Source organism: Actinospineispora eucalypti (assembly GCF_039543365.1).
GTDB lineage: Bacteria > Actinomycetota > Actinomycetes > Mycobacteriales > Pseudonocardiaceae > Pseudonocardia > Pseudonocardia eucalypti.
Window position 1 is genome coordinate 231,536 of sequence record NZ_BAABJP010000052.1, and the last position, 24,805, is coordinate 256,340.

A 24,805-nucleotide genomic window follows, 5' to 3' on the forward strand; every position below is an offset into this window, starting at 1 on the left:
CTGCCGGGCGGCCCGCCGAGGTCCCGGATCGGGACTCGCCTCCCGGTGCTCGACGAGCTGGGGGTGACCGACGGTGAGGGACATCCGAAGCGCTACCGGGTGACCGAGTTCTTCGGACGCCTGCGGGAAGCGCTGGACGGGCTGGACAGCCACCTGAACCCGGAGACTTACGACAAGTTGTGGCGGCTGGCCGGACTGCTCCGGGACAGCGGCCTGAGCCTGGGACGCGGCCAGGTCTCGACAAACACGTTCATTCATCTGGTGACACAGCTGAACAAGATCATAAATGCGAAGCTGCCCGTCCCCCTGGTCAGTGTGCAACGCGGCTCCGTTTGGGCACTGCTGCTTCAGGTCGCCGCTGCCGAGCACGGCATCCTCGGCGATCCGACCAGCAGGCCATGGCTCGACCTGCTGACCGAGCTACGGTTGCTCGCCCGGACGGTCGGCCCAGACGGTGCGCGGTATCGAGTGACCGTGTCGACCTGGGAGCTGTTGGCGGATCTTGCCGATCCGGTCCGGCGGACCCGCGGCGCCTACCGGGTGGCGGTTCAGGACCTCGCGGGGGTCATCAGCCGGCGGGCGGCGACGGTTGACCAGGTCCGAGCGGGGGTCGCGGCGTTGCGGAACCTGCCTGACCCCCGGGTCGCCGAGGTGGTCGCCCTGTCTGCGAGGTCACCGCTGGGTTTCCTGCGTAGCGTCATCGCCCATCCGGGCGGCGCCACCGTCAAGGAGCTCGCCCGCCGGCCGAACAGCTACAGCGACAACCTGGTGAGCGGCCAGTTGGTGGTGCTTCGGCACCTGGACCTGGCCACTCGGACCGCTCACCGCTACCCACCGACCCCGCTCCTGGTCAGTCTGGTGGCCGCGCTGAACCGGCCCGGGACCATCACCGACGGCGCGGCGCGGAAAGTGCTCGGGCAGGCCAGGGCACGGCTGGGTAGCGAGTGGTCGTTCACCGAGCCCGATATGGGTGCCGACGAGCTCCGTGACGTGGCCAAGGTCGCCCTTGCCGCCCTCGGCTCGACCCGGCGCATCCCGGCCGGCCGGGTGACCGGGCTGTTCCTGCTGATCGCGGTTCCGCTGCTGGTGTTGCTCGCCGCCGGCCCGGCGGCCGCCCATTCGGCCGGCGGCGCGATGGCGGTGGTGGGCATGTTCAGCATGCGCGGCCTGCTGGGCGCGGTGCGGTCCAGGTCGACCTCTGGCGAGCTGGCCGAGCGGTTGAGCACGCGGTACGTCCGCGTCCAGCCGGCACAGGTCGAGGCCGCACTGGCCTACCTGCTACGCCTGCGCCTGATCAACGGTGACCCGGAGATCGGCTATGCGCGCGGGGACTCCGGCAACGCGTTGCTGCGGCTGCCGGCGGTGCTCCCCATGCGGGACGCCAGGACACGGCGAGCGACCCAGCTCGCCCTGGATGTGCTCGACCGCAGGCAGAACTGGCGTCCGGCGATCGTCCAGGCCGGCGTACGCATCACCAGGGAAGCCATGCTGCTGACGCGGGTGCTTGAGCTGCTGACCGAAGGACTGCTGGCCCCTTCGGGCGTCGCTGACCCCCGGCGCGGGCTGGGGCGGCTGCTGGCGCTGCTCGCCGGTCGGGGTGGCGCCACGGTCGGGCTTCTGGTCGGGGCACTGGGCCGGGACGAGGCGACCGTGCGGCCGGTGCTGGAGGCACTCGTCACCGAGGGCTGGGTGGACCGGGACGGCGATCGGTATCACCTGGCCACTCGGCCCGCGGAGCTGCTGGGCAAGCTAGCCGATCCGGAGCTGTCGGTGGTTGCCGAGCGGCTCGCCCGCTGGCCGGACTGGCCGGCCGACGCGGACGCCGACTGGGCGGTGCTGTGGGCCGCCCTGGCTCGGTTCACCGGGCCCACCGAGCCCACCGAGCCGCCGCCCGGGCCGGCACCCGTCATCACAGAGGCCCTCGACGAGGGCGGGCCCGCCAACCTGCGCGATCTGTGGCAAGCGCTGGCTGGCGGACCGGCGCCGATGCGCCAGTTGCTGCAGGGCATGGGTGGCCGGGAGAAGCTCCCGGTGCGGCAGCGGCTGGACGCGTCCGCCGAGCTTGGCCTTGTGCACGTCGACAAGGCGGATAGGGCGTTCACCTACGAGTTGACCGATCGCGGCCGGACGGTGCTGGATCGCGTTCCTCCGGGCATCGAGCGGACCACCGAGGCCGAGCGAGTCATCGCCCAGCTGCTCGAGGGCTGGCCGACGGCGCAGACCATGCTCGAGCACCGGGACGCTTTCCACCGGGTCAGCCTCGGTGAGCGGGCGGCTCGGCGCGACTCCCCGCTGCGGTCGGTCGGCTTCTTCGCGCCGCTGGAGGGCGTCGGCCACTCGCCGGCGGTCCAGGTGGCCGCGGCGGTTGTGGAAGCCGGGCTGATGCTCTGGGCGTTGACCCTCCCGGTGTCGCGTGCCTGGATCTCCGGGCTGCTGGTGCGCCGCGGCTGGGCCGGTGACGACCGCCGGCGGTTGGTTCGTGCCATCGCCGCCGAGCTGGCCCAGCTGATCAAGACCGCGCCGGGCGATCTGCACCCCGAGACCCGCCGCTGGCTGGCCGGTGAGCTCGGTGTGCTGCACGACAACCTCGTCCACGCGCCGGCGAAACCCGCCGCGACCGTGCTGGTCGAGCCGGGTGGCGACCCGGTACCCCGGGCGGCGCGGCTGCGTGGCGGGCCGGGCCAGCGGTTGCGGCTTCGGGTTCCCGACGGCTTGGTCACCCGGCTCACCCGGATCGTCGACGAGACCGCGGCGAGCCATGACGTCGACCTCGACCCTGGGTTGCGCGATCGGCTGGTGATCGCTGTCGTGGTGTCCACCGCGCTGGTCAACTACCTGCACGAACAGTACGGCGAGGGCGCTGCCAGGGCGTTCGCCGGGCGTGCCTACGGCGGGCTGGTCGCGACCTTGCCCGCCGAGCTGCGCACGCCGGTGCACGCGTTGCTGCGGATGCTCACCGACTCGGCACCGCGCGCCCGGGTTCGCGTCCCGGGCCAGGGCGCCCGGTCCCCGCCGCCGACGCAACCGCGGCCGAGCGCGTCCGCGCCGTTCGCCCGGTTCTGGAACTGGCTGAGCAGGCAGCCGATCTGGGCGTTCTACCCCGGCGCCGGGCTTGGGCTCGGCCTCGCGTTGCTGGTCAAACAACCGTCGACGATGGCGCTGATCGGGCTGGCGGTCGCCGCGATCGCGGCGTTGTGGCCGGATGCGGGCAGTGCGGTGGTCAAGCGGTGGTCGCGGCGGCTGATGTGGGCCGGGATCGGGCTGGCGTCCGGCGCGGCCTGGGCGTTGCTGTTGACCGGTGCCGTCGTGATCCGGTTCGGCTTCGGGGTGAACGGTGCGCTGGAGCTGTTCCCGGATACCGATCCACTCGACCCGGACGACGAGGAACCTAGGCTTGCCCGGGAGCTGCCCGGCCTGACGCTCACCGAGCTGGGCACCGAACGCACCGGCGCGCCCGCGGACGTCACGGTGGTGTCCTTCGACGTAGGGCAGCTGGCCGGCCGGGTCGGCGCCCGCACCGCCCACAAGATCGCCGCGTACACCGTGGGCCGGGTGGTGTACCTGCCGGACACGGCGGTCACACGGCTCCCCCCGAAGCTGCTGCGCGCGCTGGTCGACTACGAGGTCACCCACCGGGTGCGCGGCCCCACCGATGACGCGGACCGGGAGCGGCACGCCGGCTGGCTGCGCGAGGAGCTGCGCAAGTACCTGGCGCCCGGTGTCGGAACGGTGCGGTACGCCCGTCGGCAGATCGAGATCGGCTACCTGCTCGGCGCGGTGGAGCTGTTGCTGGACGAGCTGGACACCACGGCGTGGGACCCGACCAACGAGACGGTTCGCCGGGTCGGGGCGCAGGCTCGGGTGCGGCTGCTCAGCTCGCTCACCCGGCTGGGGCTGGTCGACGAGGCGGTGGCGCGCTATCGGGACATCCTGGACTACCGCACGCTGGCCGAGGCCGCGCCGGCACTGTTGAAGGCCTGGCAGGACCGGCGGGGCGAGGTGGACCGGTTGCTGGCGGTCATGCCGACCGACCGGCACCGGGCCGCGCTGACCGCTCAGCTGGCCATGGTGGGCGAGCTGGCCGAGCCCCGAAACGCGATCGACGAGGGACACCGGCGGGCGGAGGCCGACGCCGACTACCCGGACGGGCTGCGCTGGGACTACGGCTACGACATCGCGCTCGGCGTGTTCAGCGGGCTCACCGAGGGCAGTGGTGTGCGGCGGGCCGAGCGGTTCTTCGCCGACGACCCGAAGCTGGTCGCCGCGCTGCACTTCGTGCACCGGCTGATCGAGGGCGAGGCGTCGGAACGGGAGTTCGCCGGGTTGCCCGAGGATCCGGCCAAGGACTGGGCACTGACCCAGCTGGCCGAGTACCTCCGGACGGACGAGGAGTACCGGCTTATCCAGCGATCCGGGCCGGAGCTGATCGGGTTCACCGATCAGCGGATGCTCGGACGGGCACACGCGGCGGGTGAGCCGGACGGCCGAGACCCGGCCACCGAGCGGGCCGTCCTGGCGCACTGGTTGACCGAGGCGCTCGGCTTCCGGGTGCGGAAGCTGCCCGAAGCCGCGCAGCACCACCTGGCCGACCTGACACGCGCGGGTTCCCGATGGGCCGATTCGGCCAGCTGGCCGGCCGGCGACTGGCCCGAGGTGCGGGGGATGCTGCTGGCCGGCGCCTGGGCCCGGTTCGGCCCGCTGGACGCGCGGTTCTGGGCCACCGCAACGGCGGCGGTGCGGCACCTGATCGAAGCGGGCGACGACGAGCCGGACTGGTCGGCCCCGCTGCTGCGCCGGCTCGCCCTGGTGCTGGCCCGGCCGGTCACGGAGGCGCACCGGGCCGCACACCGTGAGCTTGCCGGGCACGTCCTCGCCGCGCTGGGCCTGGACCTGCCGGTCGGCGATGTGCCGACCGGCCAGCTGGTCGACCTGATCAGCCTGTGGCTGGATCCGGCGCTGGCGGAGCATCGAGGTGCGCTGAGCAGGCTGCGCGCGGAGCTGCTCGTGGCGGACCCGCCGGTGGCGCGCGCCTGGATCGGGCTGGTCAGCGCGGTGGCCCGGATGGCACCCGCGCTGCGCGCCCACCTGCTCATCGATGCCGCGAGCGCCCAGTTGTGGCTGCTGCCCACCAGGCTGTCCGGGCTGACCGACCCGACGGTCATCGCGGACCGGCTCGAGGGGGCCGCCGGCACACTGCGACACCTGGTGCATCGCGCGCTGGGCCTGCCCGCCGCTGAACCCATCGACGAGGAGCTGGCGTCGGTACTGGTCGACGACCGCCCGACGCACCCGGCGCTGGCCCGGCCGCTGGCCGCCTACGAATCCGCGCTGCGCGCCACCGGGGACCGCCGGCGGGCCACCCTCGATGCGCTGAAGGCCCTCGGTGCGCTGGAAGCCGCCGCGCCGGCGTCTCTAGTGCTCGGTGACCCAGCGGCCCGGATCGGCGTGCTGGACGACCTGGCCATCAAGATCCACCTGTTGCGCCGGGACGGAGAGCTGGACGAGGCCGCCCTGGAACTGCTGACCGACCCCCGCGCGGTCTGGCTGGGCGCCTGGGATATCACCGGCACGCTGCTCGGTTACACGGTGCTGTTCCACGCCGAGTCGGGTCTGGCCGTGCGGGTGCCACCGCGCGGTCTCGGCCACATCGACGTGCGCGATGCCTTCCGGCTCTACCTGGATATCTGGGATCCGCCCGCCGACCGGCCGGACCGGCGCATGCTGTCGACGGCCGTGCTCGGCCTCGGCGCCGGACACCTGGCGGTTCCGCACTGGGTCGGCGCCGTGGTGCTCGGGATCGCCGCGGTGGTCCTGCTCGGCCACCTGGCTTATCGGTACCTGCTGCCCTCGGCCGTCACCATCGAGGAACCGGTCGGCCGGCACTGGGCGCTGCGCGCGCCGCTCCGGCGGCTGGCCTCGGCGACGGTCGTGCCGGACAGGTACTCGATCCTGGCGACGCCGGACCAGGACGTGGCGGGACACGCGCCGGACGCCCAGCCTGACCTGGGCATCGGCCGGTGGGGGGCGCTGTCGCCGGCGGAGGTGGCCGCCCTGGAAGCGGTGGCCCCAGGGCTGGTGGTGCTGCGGTTCGGTGGCCGGGCACTGATCCCGTTGGCTCTGGCCACGGCTACCGCCGACGACATCACGGTGGGCGTGCTGCGAGAGGACTGGTGGCCCCGGGTGCTCGCCCGTGCCCGCGAGGGCGTGCTGCCGGCCGAGCTGCGCCGGGAGTTGCTGGACGCGCGGCGGGCGGCGCCCACGGCACTGGCCGACCGGATCGCGCTGCTGCGCGGCCGGTGGGACCTGCTGAGTCGGTCCAGGCTGCTGCCCGGCGGGATGGCCGAGCTACGCGAGGTGGTCTACCAGCGCTCGTCGCTCGAGCGCATCGCGACGCGCTATCGCGACCGATTCGGCACAGCGGCGATGGCCCGGGCCGACGCGGAGCTGACCGTGCTGAACGCGGCGATACGCGAACGCCACCATGCGGCCCGGTGGCGATACGCGCGGACGCTGCTGGCCAGGGCGGAGCGGTCGCTGCGCGGAATCCGCGACCCGCTGGAGCTGCTCGAGGTCGCGGTCCTGGCTAACGAGGCGGCGATCGACCTGAGCTACCGGCTGGCCACCCCACCGGCGGAGTTCCGGCCCCTCCGCAACCAGCTCGGACACGTCCGGTCCGAACTGGCCAGTCGGTACGCGCGAGTTGCGCCGGCCGCTGGCCGTCCACTGGATGAGCGAATCGCCGGGTTGGTCGGCCAGGTGGCCGGCCCGGTGCACGTCGGTCCGCTGGCCATGCTCTTCGGCATCGAGCCGAGCACCGTTTACGAGACCGCACGCCGCTCCGTTCGCCTCACCCTGGACACCCGGCAGCGGACGATCACCATCGCGCGCCGGTCCTGGCTGGGCCTGCTGGTTCGCTGGTTCGGCATCGCCGCCGCCGTCATCGCCGGGCTAGGCACGGTCGCCGCCGCGACCGGCTGGCTGCACAGCTTCTTCGCCGCCGCCGTCGGCTCGGTGGTCGGGCTGGTCATGGCCACCTTCGGCGCCGGCGGCGGGCTGACCTCGATCCCCGCCCTGGACCACCTGTTCGGCCAGGCTCCCGCCACCGTCACCACCGGCAGCCTGGTCATCGTCGGCCTGACCGCACTGGTCAAGACCCTCACCAAGCTGCGCACCCGAACCGGCGGGGTGGACTGGCGCACCGTGGCCGTGCTGGGCGCGGCCAGCGTGCCCACCGCCATCAGCGGGGCGATCATCGCGGTTCCGCCGGTCGTGTTGAAGTTCGGCCTGGCCGGGCTGATGGTCTTCGCCGCGATCCGCACCCTGCGCAACGCCGTCCCGGCGAGCTCGGGCACCGACCCGCCGAGCGGCATCGCCCGACTGGCCAAGACGGCCGTGATCGGTGTGCTGGCCGGCGTGCTCACCGGCATGTTCGGCCTCGGCGGGGCGTTCCTGATCGTCCCGTTGCTGGTCGCGGCCAAACTGACCACCACGTCGAAGGCCGTGGACATCCTGCTCGCGGTCACCGCGATCACCTCCGCGGCGAGCCTGCTCGCCCGGCACACGCAGCTGGCTGTGCTGGACTGGACGGTGGTCGCGCCGTTCGCCCTGGCCGCCGTGGTGGCCAGCCTGTTCGGCGGCAAGTTGAAGAACCGGCTGCCCGGCGGCCTGGAACGCGGCTTCGCCGGCTTCCTCACCGTGCTCGCCGGGCTGACCGTGTTCGAGGGCCTGGCCATGCTCGCCGGCGGGCTGGCCGCGGGTGTGGTCACCGCTGTGCTCGCACTGGGCGTCATTGCCGCCGCGCTGCACGGCCGGGGTAGGAGTGGCAGGTCCGGCGCGCTGTCCGAGTGGCCGCTGGAGCCGGCCGAGGAGCGGTCGGTTCAGGCCATGTTGGTCTGGGCGCACGAGCACGACCTACTGACCGAGCGGTCCGTGAAGCGGTGGCGGAAGGTGCTCGGCGTCCACGACCACCGGCTGCGGTGGGTTCCCGGCGAGCTGATCGACCGGCTGGCCGACGGCGAGTTCGGCGTCCCGGTGCGCGGGGTGGTGCTCTACACCTGGCTGGAGCGTGACGGCGCGCCCGGTGGCGACCTGATCGCGGTGTCCGCGCGGGCGGCGCGGCAGACCGGGACCGATGCCGAGCGGTTCTGGAAGAGTGCCCTGCGGTACGAGCTCAAGTACCGGATCGGCGGCGCCGAGGGTGCGGAGGAGGCTCGCCGCGCGTTGATCAAACGGCTGCACGAGCTGCGCGCGGCCCGGCAGGACCGGCGGATCAGCGACCAGCAGCGCCGGCTGATCGACGTGAAGGTGCGCAAACACGGTGCCGTGCTCGCCTCCGCCGAGGAACGGCGGGCCGACCGGCGCGATCCGGCGGGTTACGACGCCGGTTGGCTGGGCACCGCCCGGGGCGCCGCGCTGGAGATCCTCGGTCTGCGGCCGGCCGAGAGCAACCAGCAGGTCCTGCGCGCACCGTTCACCAGCCGGCGGATCAGTGGGTTGGTCCGCGAGGCCATCGACCGCTGGGTGACCGAACTCGACGGCGGCGGGCTCACCACCCGGACCTACAAGCCGGAGGATGACCGGCGGGTGCACGCGGCGATGACGGAGCTGCTGGCGGTGCGGCCCGACCTGGCGGGTCCGCACACCGATCTGGTGCTGGACTGGGCACAGGTCGGCGGGTTCTTCGTGCTGGCCGGGCTTCCCCAGGCGGGCGCGGAGATCCTGGCCTACACGGTGTTCATCAAGGGGCAGCGGGTCACGTTCAGCTTCCGGCATGTCCGCAACCTGATCGACAGCCTGCCGGACCGGGAGCGGGCCGCGCTGAACCGGATCGTCAAGGCACACGAGCGGGGCCATGCCGTCGGCGACTGGGCGGAGCGGGAGAGCGACCACGAGCGGGAACGCCGCGAGGTCATGCTTTTCCACCGGGCCGCGCTGCTGCTGGCTCAGCTGCCGGCGAGCCTCATCGAGGTGGTGAGGGTGGCGGCGGCCCGGCCCGGGCTGCCGCTGGAGCGGTTGCGTGCCGAGGCACTGCCCGGGGTGCCGGAGCCGACCGCGAACCTGGCATTGACCCGGCTGGTCCAGCTCGGCGTGTTGCGCGTCGGGCACGGCCGGGACACCGAGGTGGACGAAGGCCTGCTCGACCTGCTGGTGCGCCACCGGGTGCTGGACAAGCCCCGCAACCTGCCGGGGTCGCGCCCGGCCACGCCCAAACCGGCGCGCACGGTGGAGGCATCGCTGCTGTTCACCCTCCAGCTGCTGGTCGACGCGCGCCGGCACGGCCGGGGCATGACCGCTACACAGCTGGGACGACTCATCCCGAGCACGTACAACCGGGGCGTCGAGCGGCTGCACGCGTTCACCCGGTGGGGGCTGGTGACGGTGAGCCTGCGTGACGGTGTCAGCCAGTTCACCGCGACCGAGGATGCCGAGGTGGTGCTGCGGCGGTTGGGGGGTGTCCGGCCGCACCCGCTGTGGGACGAGCTGGCCGTCTGGTTCGACACGGCCAGCCATCTGCTGCCAGGTCAACCGGCAACCCGGACGATCGGCGGCCTGCTGCGCGCGCTGCGAGCCATCCCGGGCGGTGGGCTGTCCCGCCACCGGCCGGCGGCGGCCGGCCAGGGCTCCTACCGCCACCTGTTGATGCTGCTCACGGACGCCGAGGACGGCATGGGCCTGGCCGAGATCGCGGCCGCCATCGGTGAGACCAGCCGGCGCAGGACCGAGCGGCGGATGTTCGTGCTTCAGGAGGAACCCGCACTGGTGGAAGCCGTCGGCGGGCTCTACCGGCTGACCCCGCTGGGCCAGTTGCTGGTGCACGACATGACCCACCCCGACGGCCATCCCGAGGAGTACCGGCGACCGCTGGCACGGCTGGCCGAGCTGTTCGACTGGATCGCCAGCCCGGTTCCGGCGCGCGTGCTGCACGAGAAGATCCGTCAGACCTTGGCGGAGGTGGTGCGGGAGCGCACGCGGTTGATCAACGCCGACCGGCGCCGGGGCGCCTGGCCGCGCGCCGGGCGGCCGACCGTCTGGGTCGCCTCGGTGGAGGGCTGGTCCAGGGACGACACCGTCGCGCTGGCCGAGCTGCTGCCTCGGTTGGTCGGGTTCCTGCGCCCGGCACCGGAGCTGTCGGCTGTGCTGCCCCGAGGTCCGCCGCTGGTGCTGGACATTGACGCGCTGGCCAACGCCGCCTGGCTGAACAGCGAGCAGTTCGCGCTGCTGGCCCGGGTTCTGGCGATCCGCTGGCGGGACCCGGCCCTGCCGCTGGTGGCCACCGGCGCGGTAGTGCTGACCAGCACGCTCGTGGCCGAGGCGGCCTCGGCGAGCGCGGGCTGGTGGCTGCGGCTGGCCGAGCGGCTGAGCAAACCGCCCAGGCTGACCGACCGCCCCAGCCTGCTGGCCTCCGACCAGTCGCGGGCGCTGGACGAGGTGGTGGAGCGCCACCGGGCCGAGGTGGCCGCACCTGGCGTGCGGGCGGCGTTCGCCGCCGACTCGGTCGGGTTCCTGACGTCCGGCCGCTACCCGTGGGCACCGAGGCTGGTGGACGCCGCGTTGGTCGAGCTGGCCCGCCCGATGATGGCCGATCTGGGCGAGCTGCTGAACGCCCAGCTCATGGCCAACGTGGTGGTGCGCCGGGGCACCCGCGACGTGGCCACGTTCGGCTTCCTGCTGGTCGACGCCGAGGGGGCGGTGGTCGCGGTGGGCGACGGGGACCACCAACCGCTCGCGGCGCTGCTGTCCGAGCTACCGGCCGGAGCCGGGTACACGATCCACTGGGACGAGCGGCCCTCAGGCCTGCCGCTCGTGGCGTTCCGTGACCGGTTCCTCGCCGACACGACCGCCGACCAGGCCACCGCGGTCGAGCTGAGCACCGCGGAGGGCCCGGGCCACGCCTACCGCATACCCCTGACCCGGAACGCGCTCACCCATGAGATCGCGCTCGCCCTGGCCCGCCGTTTCCACCTGGACGAGACCAACGGCAAACCGGCGCGAACCGGTACCGACCCGGGAGCGGTCGATCCGGCCGACCTGGAGGATGCGCTGGCAGGGCTGCGGGGGCTACGTGAGACGGACCCGGACGCCTACGCCGCGGGCCGGGCCGAACTGATGCTCGCGGCCCATGGGTGGCTGCGCGAACAGCGCACCCATCGCGGCCGCCCCGGGACCACCGCTTACCTGCGTGATCGGCTGCTCGGCCAGCTCACCGAGCTGACCACGGCGGTGCCCGCTTCCGAACAGGACAACCTGGTCCGGCTGCACCGGCAGTGGAGCCGAGCCGACGCTGCGCCCGCCATGCTGGTGAAGAACCTGGTCACCGCCCTGCGGCGAATCGAGGACGCCGGCCACGCCTCGGCGACCAGGTCCCTGCGGCTGACGGTGCTGCTGATCGTCGAGGACGCCCGCTCCACCGGCGGCGGGCTGACCACCCGGCCGTACGAGTCGGAGGACGACTTGCGGGTGGCCGCCGCAGTGGCCGCCTACTTGGAGACCCGTCCCGACCTGGCCGGACCGCAGACCGATCTGGTGCTGGACTGGGCGGCGGCGCAGCCGTTCTTCACCAGGGCCGGGCTACCGAACGCCGATCTGGAGATCCTCGCCTACACCGTCCAGGTCGGGGGTCACTGGATAACGTTCATGTTCGACCACGTCCGGCGGGGGCTCGACAGGCTCCCGGCGACCGACCGGGACACCCTGTACGCGCTGCTGCGGGCACACGAGCGCCGGCACACCGAGAACGGCTGGGCCGGCCACGAGCATGCGCACGAGCGAGAGCGTCGGGAGTTCGTCAAGCTGTACCGGGCGGCGCTGGTGATCAACAGGCTGCGTGCGGCGGCCGAACGACGGGCGCACCGGTCCGGGCGGGCGCCGGACGTCCTGCCGGCCGGAATCGTCGAGCTGCTGCGCACCGCCGCGCAGGAGCCGGGCCTGTCCGTGGAGCAACTGCGCCGGGTCGCGCTGCCAGAGGTGCCGGAGCACACCGCCGGCCTGGTGCTTGCCTGGCTGGCCCAGGCCGGGCTGCTGCGTATCGGGCTGGGTCTCGACGTCGAGGCCGACGAGGGCATGTTGACCCTGCTGGCCGACCAGTTCCTGCCGGGCACGTCCGAGCGGGAGTGGCCGGAACCGAAGCTCAACTCGAGGCGCTCGCCGAGGGCGGTGCTGCGCGCGGTCGTCGAGGCCGAGACACCGATCACGCCGGCGGAGGTGGCGAAGGCCACCGGAATAGGGGAGAGCACGGTCGGCTACCTGCTGCGGGTCTTCGCCGGCTGGATGCTGATCCGAGCGCGACCGAGCGGGGATTACTTGCCGACCAGAGACGGCCGGGCACTGCTGCATGGCCTCGCCCTGCCGGCGCCGCGGTCGCACCAACTGTGGGACGAGGTGGCCGTTTGGTTCGAGGCGGACGCCCGGTGGCGGCTGCGCCGGGCGCAGATCCAGATGATCGGCGCCATGCTGCGCGCGTTGCGGGCCACGCACGACAGCGGCCTCACCCCGTTCCCGATCCTGACCTGGGACCAGGTGCGGGGGAGCACCGACGAGGTGAGCCCGTTGCTGCGGGCGGTGCTGGCCGACCTGCGCATGCTGCCCGGCCGGTCGGAGCGCTACCAGCGGATGTTGGAGGAGCTGGCCATCCGGTACAGCGAGTCCGACCGCGACGGCGCCGAGCGGGTACTGCGCGACATTGCCGAGGAACGAACCCGGCTGGTCAACGCCGACCGCCCCGGTGACGCCTGGCCCCTGGCCGGCACGACCACGGTCTGGGTAACTGCCCGGGAGCGCTGGTCGGCCGAGGACAACGCGGCGTTGCTCGCCCTGCTGCCCCGGCTGGTGGACCATCTGCACCCGCAACCCGATCTAACCCCGCTGCTGCCCCGGGGGCCACCGCTGCTGCTCGACCCGCACGCGGTGCCCGAGCTGACCGACGCGCAGCGCGCGTTGCTGGGCCGGATCGTGCTGGCCCGCTGGCGGGACCCGAACGTGCCGCTAGCCGCCCGGGGCGTCGTGGTGATCACCCCGGCCACCCTGGCCGACGCGGCCGAGCCGGACAGCGGCGGCTGGCCGAGGCTGGACCAGCGGGCCGCCTACCCACCTGAGCCGCACCGGCGGCCGAGCCGGCTGAGCGAAGAGCAACAGCGCCAGATCGACCGGGTGATCGCCAAGTACGGCGCGCGGCTGACCGACCCGGCGGCGCACGCCGCCTTCGCCGCCGACCCGATCGGCTTCGTTGTGCTCCGCCAACGCGGCTGGGTGGGGAACATGCTCGGCGCCGCGCTCGAGGAGCTGGCCCGCCCACTGATGACCGAGCTGGCCGACCTGCTCGGCGGCTGGGTCCTCAAGAACGTAACCGGCGCGCGGGCACGGTTCGAGCGCGACTACCTGCTCGGAGACGACTCCGGCGTCCTGCTCCAGGTCAACGCCAAGGTCAGCCACATCACCTTCCACCCGGCCGACGACAAGGACAAGCTCGGCCGGCTGGTCACCGACACCGACTACCCGGCGCGCTGGGACGGCTCCCGGGGTTGGCTGCGCAGCGGCGAGTTCCAGACCCGGTACGTCAGGCAGACCCGACCCGACGAGGTCATCACGGCGTTGCTGACCACGGCGGACGGCCCACCCGCCGCCTACCGGCTGTGGCTGACCCGGGACGAGCTGGTGCACGAGGTGGTGCTGGGCATCGCCCGGTACATCGCGTCGCTCGAGGCATCCCTGCCCGGGGCGTTCTCCGAGACCAGGCTGGACCGCTACCGCCGCGCCGCCCCAGGCAAGCATGAGCACGCCGGCCACCTGATCGCGTTCGGCGAGGCCGGTCGGCCGGTCGAGGCCGAGGGCGAGTTGTTGGAAGCGCTGCTGGAGACCGTGCGGCTGCTGCGGTCCCGGGGCACGCTGAAGGTGGCGGACAACGAACGGACAATGCTGGCCACCCCGCAGGGCACCTGGGCCGCCGCCGGCCTCGGGTTCTCGCTGGGTGACGGGTTCGCCGCGGTCCTGACAGAGCAACTGGCTCGCCGGGGCCTACCCCCGGTGACCGTGCTGTACTTCCTGCACCGGGATACCGCCACGGTGATCGCCGACCGGGAGCTGTTCGACGGCCGGATCAGTGACTTCGACCTGGCGACACGCATCGGCATGGAGAACCACGAGCTGGTGCACTGGCAACACCCGGACTGGTCGGAGGACCAGGTATGGGCGCACGCTGAGGCGCTGCCCCAGGCGCAGCCCCTGGTTCCGCTCGGCCGGCTGCGCTTCGGCGAATCGCTGACCTCGGAGGTCATCCGGGGCAGCCGGGTGAAGGTGTTCACCGCCTACGACGCGCAGCGCAACCTGCTGGTGCTCAAGCACTGGGAAGGCAACCCGGGCATGCTGCTGCGCTCGTCGGCCGGCCCCCGGTTGTTCGAGGTCGCCGGCTTCGACGCGCCTTGGTCCGAGATAGCCATCGCCACCGAACCGCTGCCCGGCCGGCGCGGCTACGTGCTGCGGGCCGGCGACGTGGTGGAGATCGTCGGCCGGGTCCCCGGACCCGCACCGACGGACCTGCGGGACGTCGCCGAGCTGTGGATCGCCCAGATCGCGCTCAACGCGCTGCTCGGCGACTGGGACGGCGCCGCGCATCCGCACAACTTCAAGGTGCCCGCGCCCGGTGAGCTGGTTCGCATCGACTTCGACCGTGCTCTGGAGGACAACGACAGCTTCGTCGCCAAGCTGGTCCAGCAGGCCTCGACACGGGCCGACCTGGTCCGGGAACTCACCGAGGCCCAACTGCGCGCACAGATCGTGCACCTGGTCGGCCTGCGGGAGCCGTTGCTCGCCGTGCTCGCCGAGCCGCGGCTGCGCGTGCTGGTGGCCGCCCGCCTCGACCAGGCCGAGCGGCTGCTCACCGACGCGGTCGAATGGACCGGGTTGGCTCGCGCGCTGGCGTTGCGGCCCGGTGGCTCGGCCGGCGATCGCCGGATCGTGCGCCCGACCGAAAGGCCGAAGCTGGCCAGCGAGTTCTGGCTCATCCATCCCGACGACCTGCTCGGCGCGGCCACCGCGACTCCCGAACTGATCTTCCTGCACAGCTTCGTCGCCGGGCAGTGGCTGGTCAGCCTCACCCCGGGTGCCCCGGTCGGCGCCGCGTTCGCCCGAGGCCCGCCCAGGTCCGGCTTCGCCCGGTGGGTGGTGCGACATGCCGCGTACGGCCCGCTCACGGCCGAGCCGCACCGGCTGGACCTGGTCGCCGAACCCGCCGACGGGGACGGTGGCTCCATCGCGGACGGCGTCGACAGCCGCGTCGCACGTGCGGTGATGCTGCCCCTGATCGGCCGGCTGCGTGCTGAGGCCCGCAAGCTGCTCGACTCCCGTGGCGAGTTCCCCAACCTGGCGCGGGGGCCGGCCGAGCTGGTCAAGCTGGTGCGCATCACCGACGAGGCCCCGCTGGACGGAAAGCTGTACGGCTTCAGCTGGAAACCGCGCGGCGCCGCACCGGAGGACGGCATCATCCTGGTGCCCGCGCACATTGCCCGCCGGGTGGAACGGCGGATCGCGGCCGACCCGTCCTTCGCCGCCGAGTGGGCCAGGTTCCTGTACCACGAGTGGGAGTTCCACCTGGTTCGTGACGAGCACACCGGGCATCGGCACGACCGGGACGCCGCCCCGATCGCCGCGGCGTTCAACGCCGCCGGCCCCGCCGAACCGCCGGCGCTGGCCCACTCAGCACAGGTCGCGGGATGGCTTGCCAGGGTAAGGGACCTGATCCGCGATCCGGACTACAAGCCGCTACCGGTGTTCCACGGTGACGGTCCGCTGTATCTGGGCCTGGAGCTGGAGATCGAGGTACCCAAGGGGCGGCTGCGCGAGGTTGTCGAGCTCGTGTTCAGCACGATGGGTCCACGGGCCTATCTGAAGGCGGACCGGTCGATCGTGCGCGGCTTCGAACTGGTGACGCACCCGATGACCTACCGCTGGATGCTGGCCAACTTCCCCTGGCCGGTGCTGCCCCAGATCGGCGTGCCGGACTCCCTGGTCCAGCGGGTCGGCCTGCACGTCCATCTCGGCCGCGCCGGTTTCGACTCAGCGGAGCACATCTACCGCTGGATGCGCCTGATCCACTACAACCGCGACGAAGTGGTCATCTTGGCCCGACGGGAGTCGAGGCGGCACGCCGAGTTCAGCGACCACGATCGCCGCCTGCTCAGGCAGTACGCCGAGGGCACCCTGCAGACGGAACGTGGCCAGGCGATCAACACGCGCAACGCGGACACCTTCGAGCTGCGGGTGTTCGCCAGCACGCTGAATCCCGATCTGGTCAAGGCCGCGCTCGCGTTCGCGGACGCAACCGTGGAGTACACCCGTGACCCGGATGCCTCGCTGGCCTGGGCCGACTTCGTGCGCTGGGTCGGCGACCAGCCCGAGTACCGCCCGCTCAGTGAGGAGCTGCGGCGGTTGGGCCTGCAGCCAGGCCCCGCCGTTGGGGAGATGGCCGGCGGCGGGGCGGCGGATCAGGTGGAACGGGTGTTGGCCGACGCTCGGGAGCTGTTGGACGCCCGCGAGGAGTTGCCGCACCTGGCCCGGGGACCGCCCGACCTGGTACGCCGCGTCCGCCTGATCGGCGCGTTCGCCGTGGGAGGGAAGCTGTTCGGCCTGGCCCCGAGACCGCCCGGCGTGGTCGCCGAGGAACGTCCGCTTTTCGTGCCGTTCTGGCTCGCGCGCGCGATGGAACGGCTGATCGCGAACGACCCGGATCTTGCCGTTTGGTGGCTCCGGTTCCTGCGACACCTCGACGACGGGGCGCACCCGGAGCCGACCGATCTGCTGGAGTGGCTGCACGCCGAGACGCTCAGGCCGCGAGCCAGCCTCACCAGGTTCCCCGAGCGACACCATCCGCGGCTGCGGCGGGCCGAGCAGCTGTGGGCGCTGGCCATCGACCTGGAGGCCGCCGGGCAGCGGGCCGATGCGGAGGCAACCAAGGAGCGGGCACGGAACACACTGTGGTCGCTAAGTGGCGAGGTCACCCCTCCAGCCGGTGAGCTGGCCGACCCACTGGCCGCGCTGGGCCGGGCGATCGAGGCCCTGGCCGAGCACCCCGAGGCTGAGGACGAGCTGTCCGGGCTGCTTGTTCAGCATCTGGACCGGAGCACCGATCCGTTGGACGCCTTCGACCTGCCGGACTGGGACCAGCTCGGCGAGCGGGTCAGGTCGGCGTTCACCTTCGCCTATCGGACCGTGGTCGAGGCCGGTCCCGGGGTCTGGTTGCGGCGGGTCGCCGGCCGGGTTCGGGTGCGGCTGCTGCCCGACGACGAGTTCCTCCGGTACTACCGGGCCTCCCGCGGGAGGTCGGTCTCGCCGGGGGCGTTTGCCGTGACCGACCTCGGGCTGATGGTGTTCCGCCGCTCCACCTTCGACTTCGACCCCGCCCGGGCCGGGGAGCTGCCCAAACCGGTTATCGACGCCGTCGGCAGCCTGACCCACGAGTGGGTGCATCTGGCCGACCGGATGCCGGCCACCAACCGCGGTGATCGGGAGCGTCGGGCCTTCTGGCTACAGCGGATGCTCCAGCAGGCCCTCCGCGAGCGGCGCAGCCTGGTGTCCTCCGCCCGGGCGGCACGCACGCCACGAGTCGAACGATCGGTAGCCACGCAATGGCTCGCGGTCGAGCTGTTGGACGCGTTGTTGCGCTCCTGGCGACCGGACTCGCCCGCCCCGCCGGCACACTCACTGCCGCCCAACTACCACGAGCTCACAGCCGGCGATGCGCCATCGGTCCATGAACAGGCCGAAGGCCCGGCGGGCAGCCTGATCCTGCCCAAGGCAGCGAAACCGAGACCGGCGCACCGCGGCCGAGGCCCGCTGTTCCTCGGACTAGAGCTGGAGATCCACACAGTCGCCGGCAGGGTGCGGCGGTTCGCCCGGCTCAGCCAAGAGTTGCTGGGCGGCCTCGGCTACCTCAAGAAGGAAGGTGGCACCCGGCACGGCTTCGAGATCGTCACCCATCCGATGGGCTACCGGTGGGCGCTGCTCCATTTCCCGTGGGCGCTGCTCACCGAGCTCGAGGCCATGGGCGCGACCACCGACGGCCTCGGTATGCACATCCACCTCAGCCGCGCCGGTTTCGCCTCGGCCGAGCACATCGAACGCTGGATGACGCTGATCTACGACAACACCGCGAAGGTCACCACGTTGGCTCGGCGGCGGTCGACCGAGTGGGCCGAGTTCACCGAGGAAGACCGGAACCGGATCCCCGACTATGCGGCTGGGGTGCGCGGGGACAACCGCAACCGAGCGATCAACACCACCCCCGCGGACACCTTTGAGCTGCGGGTGTTCGCCAGCTCGCTGGACCCGACCGTGGTCAAGGCCGCGCTGGCGTTCGCGGCCGCCTCGGTGGGCTACACCCGCGCTAGGGACACCCCGTTGGATTGGTCCACCTTCGCGCACTGGGTCGCCGCGCGGCGCGTCTACGCCCCGCTCGCCGCCGAACTATCCCGGCTGGGGATCGGCCCCGACCCGCCCCGACCAGTGGCCGGCGGACACCCGGCCAGGGCACCACCGGAACCGCTGCCGGCCGAGTTGCCCACGCCTTCGGTCCCGGACATCGGCAGGGCGGTCGCCGATCGCCAAACAATTCGCGCGGCATTCCACACGCTGCCGGAACCGATGCGCGCCGCGCTCTGGGCCATCGAGGTGGAAGGACGGCAGACCAGGGAGGCAGCCGCCCTCCTCGGAATGCCCCGAAACGAGCTTTCACTGCTGGCCGAGCGGGCGTGTGAGGCACTGCGCCTCGAGTTCCGGCGGATCGGGGGTGGCCCGTGAGCGCCCGCGCCCCACCCCGGCGACGCGGTTTCCGCCCACCCACCCGTCCGGGAAAGGATCCGTCGTTGTCTACCTTCACCTACACCCGGCCGGTGCGCTCGCATCCGGCCCTCACCTACCTGCGGCTGGCCGACTTGGTGTGCCAGCGACTGGCCGAGTTCGGCGTGGACTGCGCCCCGTTGATCTGGTTGTGCCGCGAACTCGGGGTGTCCGAGACCGAGCTGCGCGCCACCATGGACTACGCCCTGCACCTGGGCATTCAACCCACCCGAGCGGGCGAGCTGGTGTACTGCCTGCCCCACCAGCCGATCGCCGCCGGTTTCCTGCCCGAGTACCGGCGAGGGCGGATGCGGCTGCGGCTGCCCGGGCGCGGGCTGCGCTCGCCGCTGTTGATCATCGGGCGGCGGGTCGGACCGGCACCCGATGGAGAGGCCACCCTCGGCGCGGGTGAGCTCGGGTACACCGTGTCTCGGCTGACCTCGATGGCGGGAACCTGGCTGCCGGCCAGCCCCGACCCGGCCAGGTTCCTGTTCGAACTGATGGCCGAGGCGTGGCGGCACGCCGACGGCACCCACCAGCTCGGCGGGCTGGGCATCCACCGGGCCAGTTTCCAGGCGCCGATCGCGGCCGGCTCCGGGGTGTCCGGCGACGCCACCAACCGGCTGGAGCTGGTGACCAACCGGCGCGGGAAGGGCCACGAGCTGGTCAACCTCTACCCGATCCCGGCCCGCGGGGTCGACCGGTGAGGCTCAACTCGCGCCGGCTGCGCCGAAGGGTGCTGCCGGTGCGCAACCCGGGCGGCGTGATCGGCACCGCCACCGTGGTCGCGCCCGGGCTGGCACTGACCGCGCTGCATGTCATCACCAGGGACGGCCCGGCGACGTTGAGTGTCGGCGAGCACGCCCGCTATCCGGTAGCGGCGGTTCAGAGCCTGCCGCTCGCCGGGTACCGGGACGCCGGCGAGCTGGCCCGCCGCTCCCAGCGGTACGCCGAACACCTCACCGGCGGCCCGGTGGATCACGCGCTGAGCACCGTCGACCTGGCGCTGCTCACCGTGCCGGGGCTGCCCGGGCCGGCGGTGTCGCCGCGTGGCGATCCGGTCAGCCCTGGGGAGCACCTCGTGGTGCCGGGTTACCCGGGCGGGTACTGGAGCGTCAACCACGGGCCGGTGGTCGGCACGGACGGCGCCGACTTCGCGGTGCGCATGCTGCTCGGCCCCGGCGCCAGCGGGGCTCCCGCACTGGACCTTCACAACCGCCTGGCCGGCGTCGTCACCCTGGACCACCACACCGCGACCATCTGCGTCGGGCCGCCACTGGTCAGCACTTTTCTGTACCGATTCCTCACCCCGCGCCGATGAGGCCGAGCCCTTGTGTGCCGCGGGTCTCTCCCGTACCGTCCGAAGTAGCTTCGGTATTAACGAAGTCTTTTCGATTATGTCGAACAGCGGCAACTTCTCAAGGGAGAGCGGATGAGCGGCCGGAAACTCCTCAACAAGCCCCTGGACTTCGTTGACGAGGCGCTGGAGGGGCTCGAGCTGGCCCATCCCGGACTGGTCCGGTGGAACCGCACGCCCAGCTTCGTCCGGCGCGCCGAGCTGGCCGGCCCGAGCAAGGTGGCGCTGGCCTCCGGCGGGGGATCGGGGCACGAGCCGCTGCACAGCGGGTTCGTCGGCACCGGAATGCTGGACGCGGCGGTGCCGGGCGCGGTGTTCGCCAGCCCGACCACCGAGCAGATCATCGCCGCCACCCGGGCCGTCGCGCACGACGCCGGCGCGATCCTGGTGGTGAAGAACTACACCGGTGACGTGCTGAACTTCGAGATCGCCGAGGAGACCCTGGCCGACGACGGGCTGCGGGTCGGGCACATCCTGGTGGACGACGACCTGGCCACCGACGGCGATGACGACGGCCCCGGCAGGCGGGGCACGGCCGCGGTGATCGCGGTGCACAAGGCCTGCGGAGCCGCGGCCGAACGCGGCGCCAGCCACGAGGAGGTGCTCGCGATCGGCAGGGGCGTGGTCGCCCGGTCCCGCACGATGGCCTTCGCGCTCACCGGCTGCACCCAGCCGGACCAGATGCAGCCGTCGTTCGAGCTGGCCGACCACGAGGTGGAGATGGGCGTCGGCATCCACGGTGAACGGGGCCGGGGGAGGGTCCCGTTCGCCACCGCCGACGACCTGGTCGACTCGGTAGTCGGACCGATCGTCGAGGCCGTGGGCCTGACCAGGGGCGACGAGGTGCTGGCCATCACCAACGGCCTCGGCTCCACCCACCCGCTGGAGCTGCACATCGCGCACCGCGCCGTGGTGCACCAGCTGGCCGCGCGCGGCATCCGGGTGGTCCGCTCGCTGGTCGGCCCGTACGTGACCGCGCTGGACATGGCCGGCTGCTCGATCACCCTGACCAAGGCGGACGACCGGTTCCTGGACCTGTGGGACGCCCCGGTCCGCACCCCGGCGGTGACCTGGTGAGCACCGTGGAACGCACCCGGCAGATGACCCTGGACGAAGCGTTGGCTTGGATCGACCGGTTCGCCACCCACGTCCAGAAGGCGAAGGTCGACTTCACCGAGCTCGACCGCCGCGCCGGCGACGGCGACTTCGGCACCAACGTGGACACCGCGCTGGTCCGCGCCCGGCAGAAGATCACCGAGCGACCGCCGGACACCGCCGGCGGCGTCATGCACCGAGTGTCCGCCGGGTTCCTGACCACTGGCGGCACCTGCGGTCCGCTGCTCGGCGCTTGGTTCCGTGAGCTGGGCAAGCACCTGGCCGAAGGCGCCACTACCGAGGCCTTCGCCGCCGGTGTCCGGGCTGCCACCGAGAAGGTGCAGCGGTTGGGCAAGGCCCAGGTCGGGGACCGCACGATGGTGGACGCCATGGTGCCGGCCGCCGACGCCCTGGCCACCGCCGCCGCCCTCGGCACGGGGCTGACGAGCGCCCTGGCCGACGCGGCCGACGCCGCCCGCCGGGGCGCCGAGTCAACCGCCGAGCTGCTGGGCCGCAGGGGTCGCGCCAGCTACGTCGGCGAGGCGGCACACGGCAGCCCCGACCCGGGGGCGGTGCTGATCGCCGACCTGTTCGTCACCGCGATACCCCAGCACGCGTGAACCGATGAAGATCCTGGTCATCGCCAAGGGCAACCGCGTCGTCGACACGCTTGCGGGGGAGTTGCGGAGCAGCTCGGTGGACCTGCGGAGCGCACGGACGGCCCGGGCCGTGTTCGAATCGCTCCGGCACATCGATGCGGTGCTTGTCGGCTTCGCCGCGGACGACCTGGCCGCCGGCAGCGTGGGGGTCTGTCGGGCCATCCGAGCCAGGAGCGACGTCCCGATCGTCGCCCTGGTGGACACGCCGGAGACCGGCCGACACGTCCTCGCGCTGCGCGCCGGGGTGAACGAGTTCCTGTGCAAGCCGTACCGGGCCGCCGCGCTGGTCGCACGGCTGGACATGCTTCGACGCAGCCGTACCCGCGAACCGGACCCGCCGGACAAGCTGCTGCTGGACGACGTCACGATCAACTTCCGGGGCCGGACCATCACGGTGGCGGGCCGGACGCTGCAGCTGACGAACAGGCAGTACCAGATCCTCGCGCTGCTGGCCGAGCATTACGGCGCGGTGTGCCCCAAGAACGCGTTGATCTCGCGCATCTGGGGCGACTCCTGGTACGGGGCCGACCAGAGCCTGTACGTGCACATCAACGCGCTGCGCGGCAAGATCGGCCGCCCGCGCGTGATCCAGACCGTGCGCGGCGAGGGCTACCGCCTGGCCTCGCCGTGCGCCATGGCAAGCTAACGCGAGACTGAACCCAGCCAGATCCGCGGGACACGCTCTAAGCGGTGTTTGCGTGCGGGCGGCCGCGGTCCGGGCTCGGGTCGGCAGAGGACAAGAGGTAGGTGCGGGTGGGCGCGCTGGCCCCGTCGGGACTCTTCGCCACGGGACCGGGTGAGGGGGCGCCGAAGCGGTAGCCGAACCCGTGGATGGTCTGGATCAGCGCCGGCCGGTTGATCTTGGCGCGGAGCGTGGTCATGTGCACGTTGAGGGACCGGGATGTGGAGTTGTTCATCGTGCCCCACACCGCTTCCTCGATGTTGCGCCGGCTGACCACCTGACCCGCGTGGCGGGCGAGGATGGAGAGCACCTCGAACTCCTTGGCGGTGAGCAGCACCGTTTGCTCGCCGACCCAGACCGCCCGGGCCTCGAGGTCGACCGTCACGTCCAGCGCGGTGACCACCCGGTTCGCCCGCAGCGCTGCCTGGTGCACGATCTGCTCCAGCTTGCGCAGCAGCTGGTTCGCGTCGACCGGCTTGACCAGGTACTCGTCGGTGGGCGCGGCCTCCCGCAGGGCAGCCACGTCGGCATGGGCGACCAGTATCAGCACCGGAGCCGGGCTGATCTGGTGCAGGCGGTCGAGCGTGTCCAGGTCGGTGCGCAGCCCGACGTCGACCAGGATCGCATCGGTGTTCAGGTAACAGGTGTAGCCGATGGCGTCCCGCTGGCACCAGATGATGCTGTGGCCGCCCCAGCCGAGCGTGTCGACCAGGGCGCGCCCCTGCTCTTGGTCCTCCTCGACGACCAGGATGTGCATCGTCAGTCGACGTCCCCGGCGAGTACCTCGGCGCGAAGCTGCTGCTCGGCGCGGACCTGCCGGCGTTGCCAGATCAGTCCGGCGCCGACCGCGACGAACGTGGCCAGGCCGGTCAGGTACAGCGGTTTGTGACTGGCCGGATCGAACACCATCCCGATCACCACACCCACCAACAGCACCAGGGTCAGCCCGGACAGCCACGGGTAGGCCCACATCCGCACCGGCAACGCCGCCACACCCTCCGCACCCAACCGCCGCCGGCACGCGATCTGCGTCACCGCCACACACAGGTAGACGACCACCGCGACCGCGCCGGCCGAGGCCAAAAGGAAGCTGAACACCACATCGGTGGGCAGGAAGTAGTTCGCCAACACCGCCACGAACCCCGCCCCCGCGCAAATCCACACCGCACGAGTCGGCACCCCTTGCGCGTTGACCTTCCGCAACGCGGCCGGCGCCTCACCCCGACGGGCCATCGAGAACATCATCCGCGACGACGAGTAGATCCCCGAGTTCAAACACGACAACACCGCGGTCAACACGATCAAATTCATGATCAACGCCGCGCCGGGGATACCCAGCCGGGTCAACACCGCCGTATACGGCGACGCGGTCACCTCGGTCGAGGACGCCGGCAACAGGGTGACCACCACCGCGATCGACCCCACATAGAACACGATGATCCGCGTCGCCACACTCCGCAGCGACCGGCGCACCGTCTCCGCCGGATTCACCGACTCACCCGCCGCCACCGTCACCAACTCGGTACCGAAATACGACAGGAACACCGTCAACGCCGCCGGCAACAACGCCCCGAACCCATGCGGCAACCACCCACCGTGCCCCGTCAAATTGCTCATCCCCGGCGCCGGCACATGCGGCAACAACCCGACAATCACGATCAGGCCGATCACGATGAACAACACGATCGACGCGACCTTGATCAGCGCGAACCAGAACTCGAACCGGCCGAACGACGACACCGCCGCCAGGTTCACCGCCGTCAAGAACACCATGAACACCAACGCGGACAGCCAGTTCGGCACGCCCGGCACGAGCTTGCCCGCGATCGCCGCCCCGGCCACCGCCTCGAACGCCACGATCACCCACCAGTGATAGGCGTACAACCACCCCACCGCCAGACCGGCCCACGGGCCGAGTTCCCGGGTGGCGTACGCGGAGAACGACCCGGTATCCGGCGCCGCCACCGCCAACTCCGCCAACATCCGCATCACCAACACGATCAGCACCCCGACCGCGGCATACACAAACACCACACCCGGACCCGTCGCGTTGATCGCCTTCCCACTACCCACAAACAAACCAGCACCGATCACCCCACCGATACCGATCATCGTCAACTGCCGACTGCTCAACGCGGCCTTCAGACCCGTGCCGCTCGACGGTAGATGCGTGGCCATGGTTACCCC

8 protein-coding genes (1 of these 8 only partly in view) are annotated in these 24,805 nt (G+C 72.1%); 6 read left to right on the top strand and 2 right to left on the bottom strand.

All coding sequences use genetic code 11. The features are described 5' to 3' along the window. The 6 genes from ABEB12_RS35890 to ABEB12_RS35915 all read left to right on the top strand — a co-directional run. Nucleotides 1-18,786, top strand: partial view of a rhomboid family intramembrane serine protease gene (locus ABEB12_RS35890; protein WP_185063161.1) — the end only. The gene continues 103,977 nt to the left of window position 1, outside the view; 18,786 of the gene's 122,763 nt are visible here — the last part of the coding sequence; its start codon lies off the left edge, out of view; its stop codon occupies nt 18,784-18,786. A 65-nt stretch (nt 18,787-18,851) separates the two neighbouring features. Next, complete coding sequence (locus ABEB12_RS35895) at nt 18,852-19,532, top strand: hypothetical protein (protein WP_185063160.1); 681 nt, start codon at nt 18,852-18,854, stop codon at nt 19,530-19,532. After that, the gene (locus ABEB12_RS35900) at nt 19,529-20,146 is read left to right on the top strand and encodes a trypsin-like peptidase domain-containing protein (RefSeq protein WP_185063159.1); all 618 of its coding nucleotides are present in this window, start codon (nt 19,529-19,531) and stop codon (nt 20,144-20,146) included. Before ABEB12_RS35895 ends, ABEB12_RS35900 begins: the two co-directional genes overlap by 4 nt. Before the next feature lie 111 nt (nt 20,147-20,257). Then, on the top strand, nt 20,258-21,259 hold the full coding sequence (locus ABEB12_RS35905) for a dihydroxyacetone kinase subunit DhaK (RefSeq protein ID WP_185063158.1): 1,002 nt from the start codon (nt 20,258-20,260) through the stop codon (nt 21,257-21,259). Beyond that, nucleotides 21,256-21,897: a DAK2 domain-containing protein gene (locus tag ABEB12_RS35910; RefSeq protein WP_345703438.1), complete on the top strand. Its 642-nt coding sequence runs from the start codon at nt 21,256-21,258 to the stop codon at nt 21,895-21,897. The genes ABEB12_RS35905 and ABEB12_RS35910 overlap by 4 nt, the downstream gene beginning before the upstream one ends. Before the next feature lie 4 nt (nt 21,898-21,901). Then, nucleotides 21,902-22,582, top strand: coding sequence for a winged helix-turn-helix domain-containing protein (locus ABEB12_RS35915; protein WP_185063157.1), 681 nt, complete (start codon nt 21,902-21,904; stop codon nt 22,580-22,582). 37 nt (nt 22,583-22,619) lie between these two features. On the opposite strand, the gene ABEB12_RS35920 is transcribed toward ABEB12_RS35915, so the two are convergent. Together ABEB12_RS35920 and ABEB12_RS35925 are read right to left on the bottom strand one after the other, a co-directional pair. Next, on the bottom strand, nt 22,620-23,375 hold the full coding sequence (locus tag ABEB12_RS35920; RefSeq protein ID WP_185063156.1) for a winged helix-turn-helix domain-containing protein: 756 nt from the start codon (nt 23,373-23,375) through the stop codon (nt 22,620-22,622). 2 nt (nt 23,376-23,377) lie between these two features. After that, the gene (locus ABEB12_RS35925) at nt 23,378-24,796 is read right to left on the bottom strand and encodes an amino acid permease (protein ID WP_345703439.1); all 1,419 of its coding nucleotides are present in this window, start codon (nt 24,794-24,796) and stop codon (nt 23,378-23,380) included. Nucleotides 24,797-24,805 lie beyond the last annotated feature (9 nt).

Bases quoted from the DNA above. Each gene is read 5' to 3' on its own strand.
- ABEB12_RS35905 (WP_185063158.1), top strand. From the start codon at position 20,258: ATGAGCGGCCGGAAACTCCTCAACAAGCCCCTGGACTTCGTTGACGAG.
- ABEB12_RS35915 (WP_185063157.1), top strand. From the start codon at position 21,902: ATGAAGATCCTGGTCATCGCCAAGGGCAACCGCGTCGTCGACACGCTT.
- ABEB12_RS35920 (WP_185063156.1), bottom strand. From the start codon at position 23,375: ATGCACATCCTGGTCGTCGAGGAGGACCAAGAGCAGGGGCGCGCCCTG.
- ABEB12_RS35925 (WP_345703439.1), bottom strand. From the start codon at position 24,796: ATGGCCACGCATCTACCGTCGAGCGGCACGGGTCTGAAGGCCGCGTTG.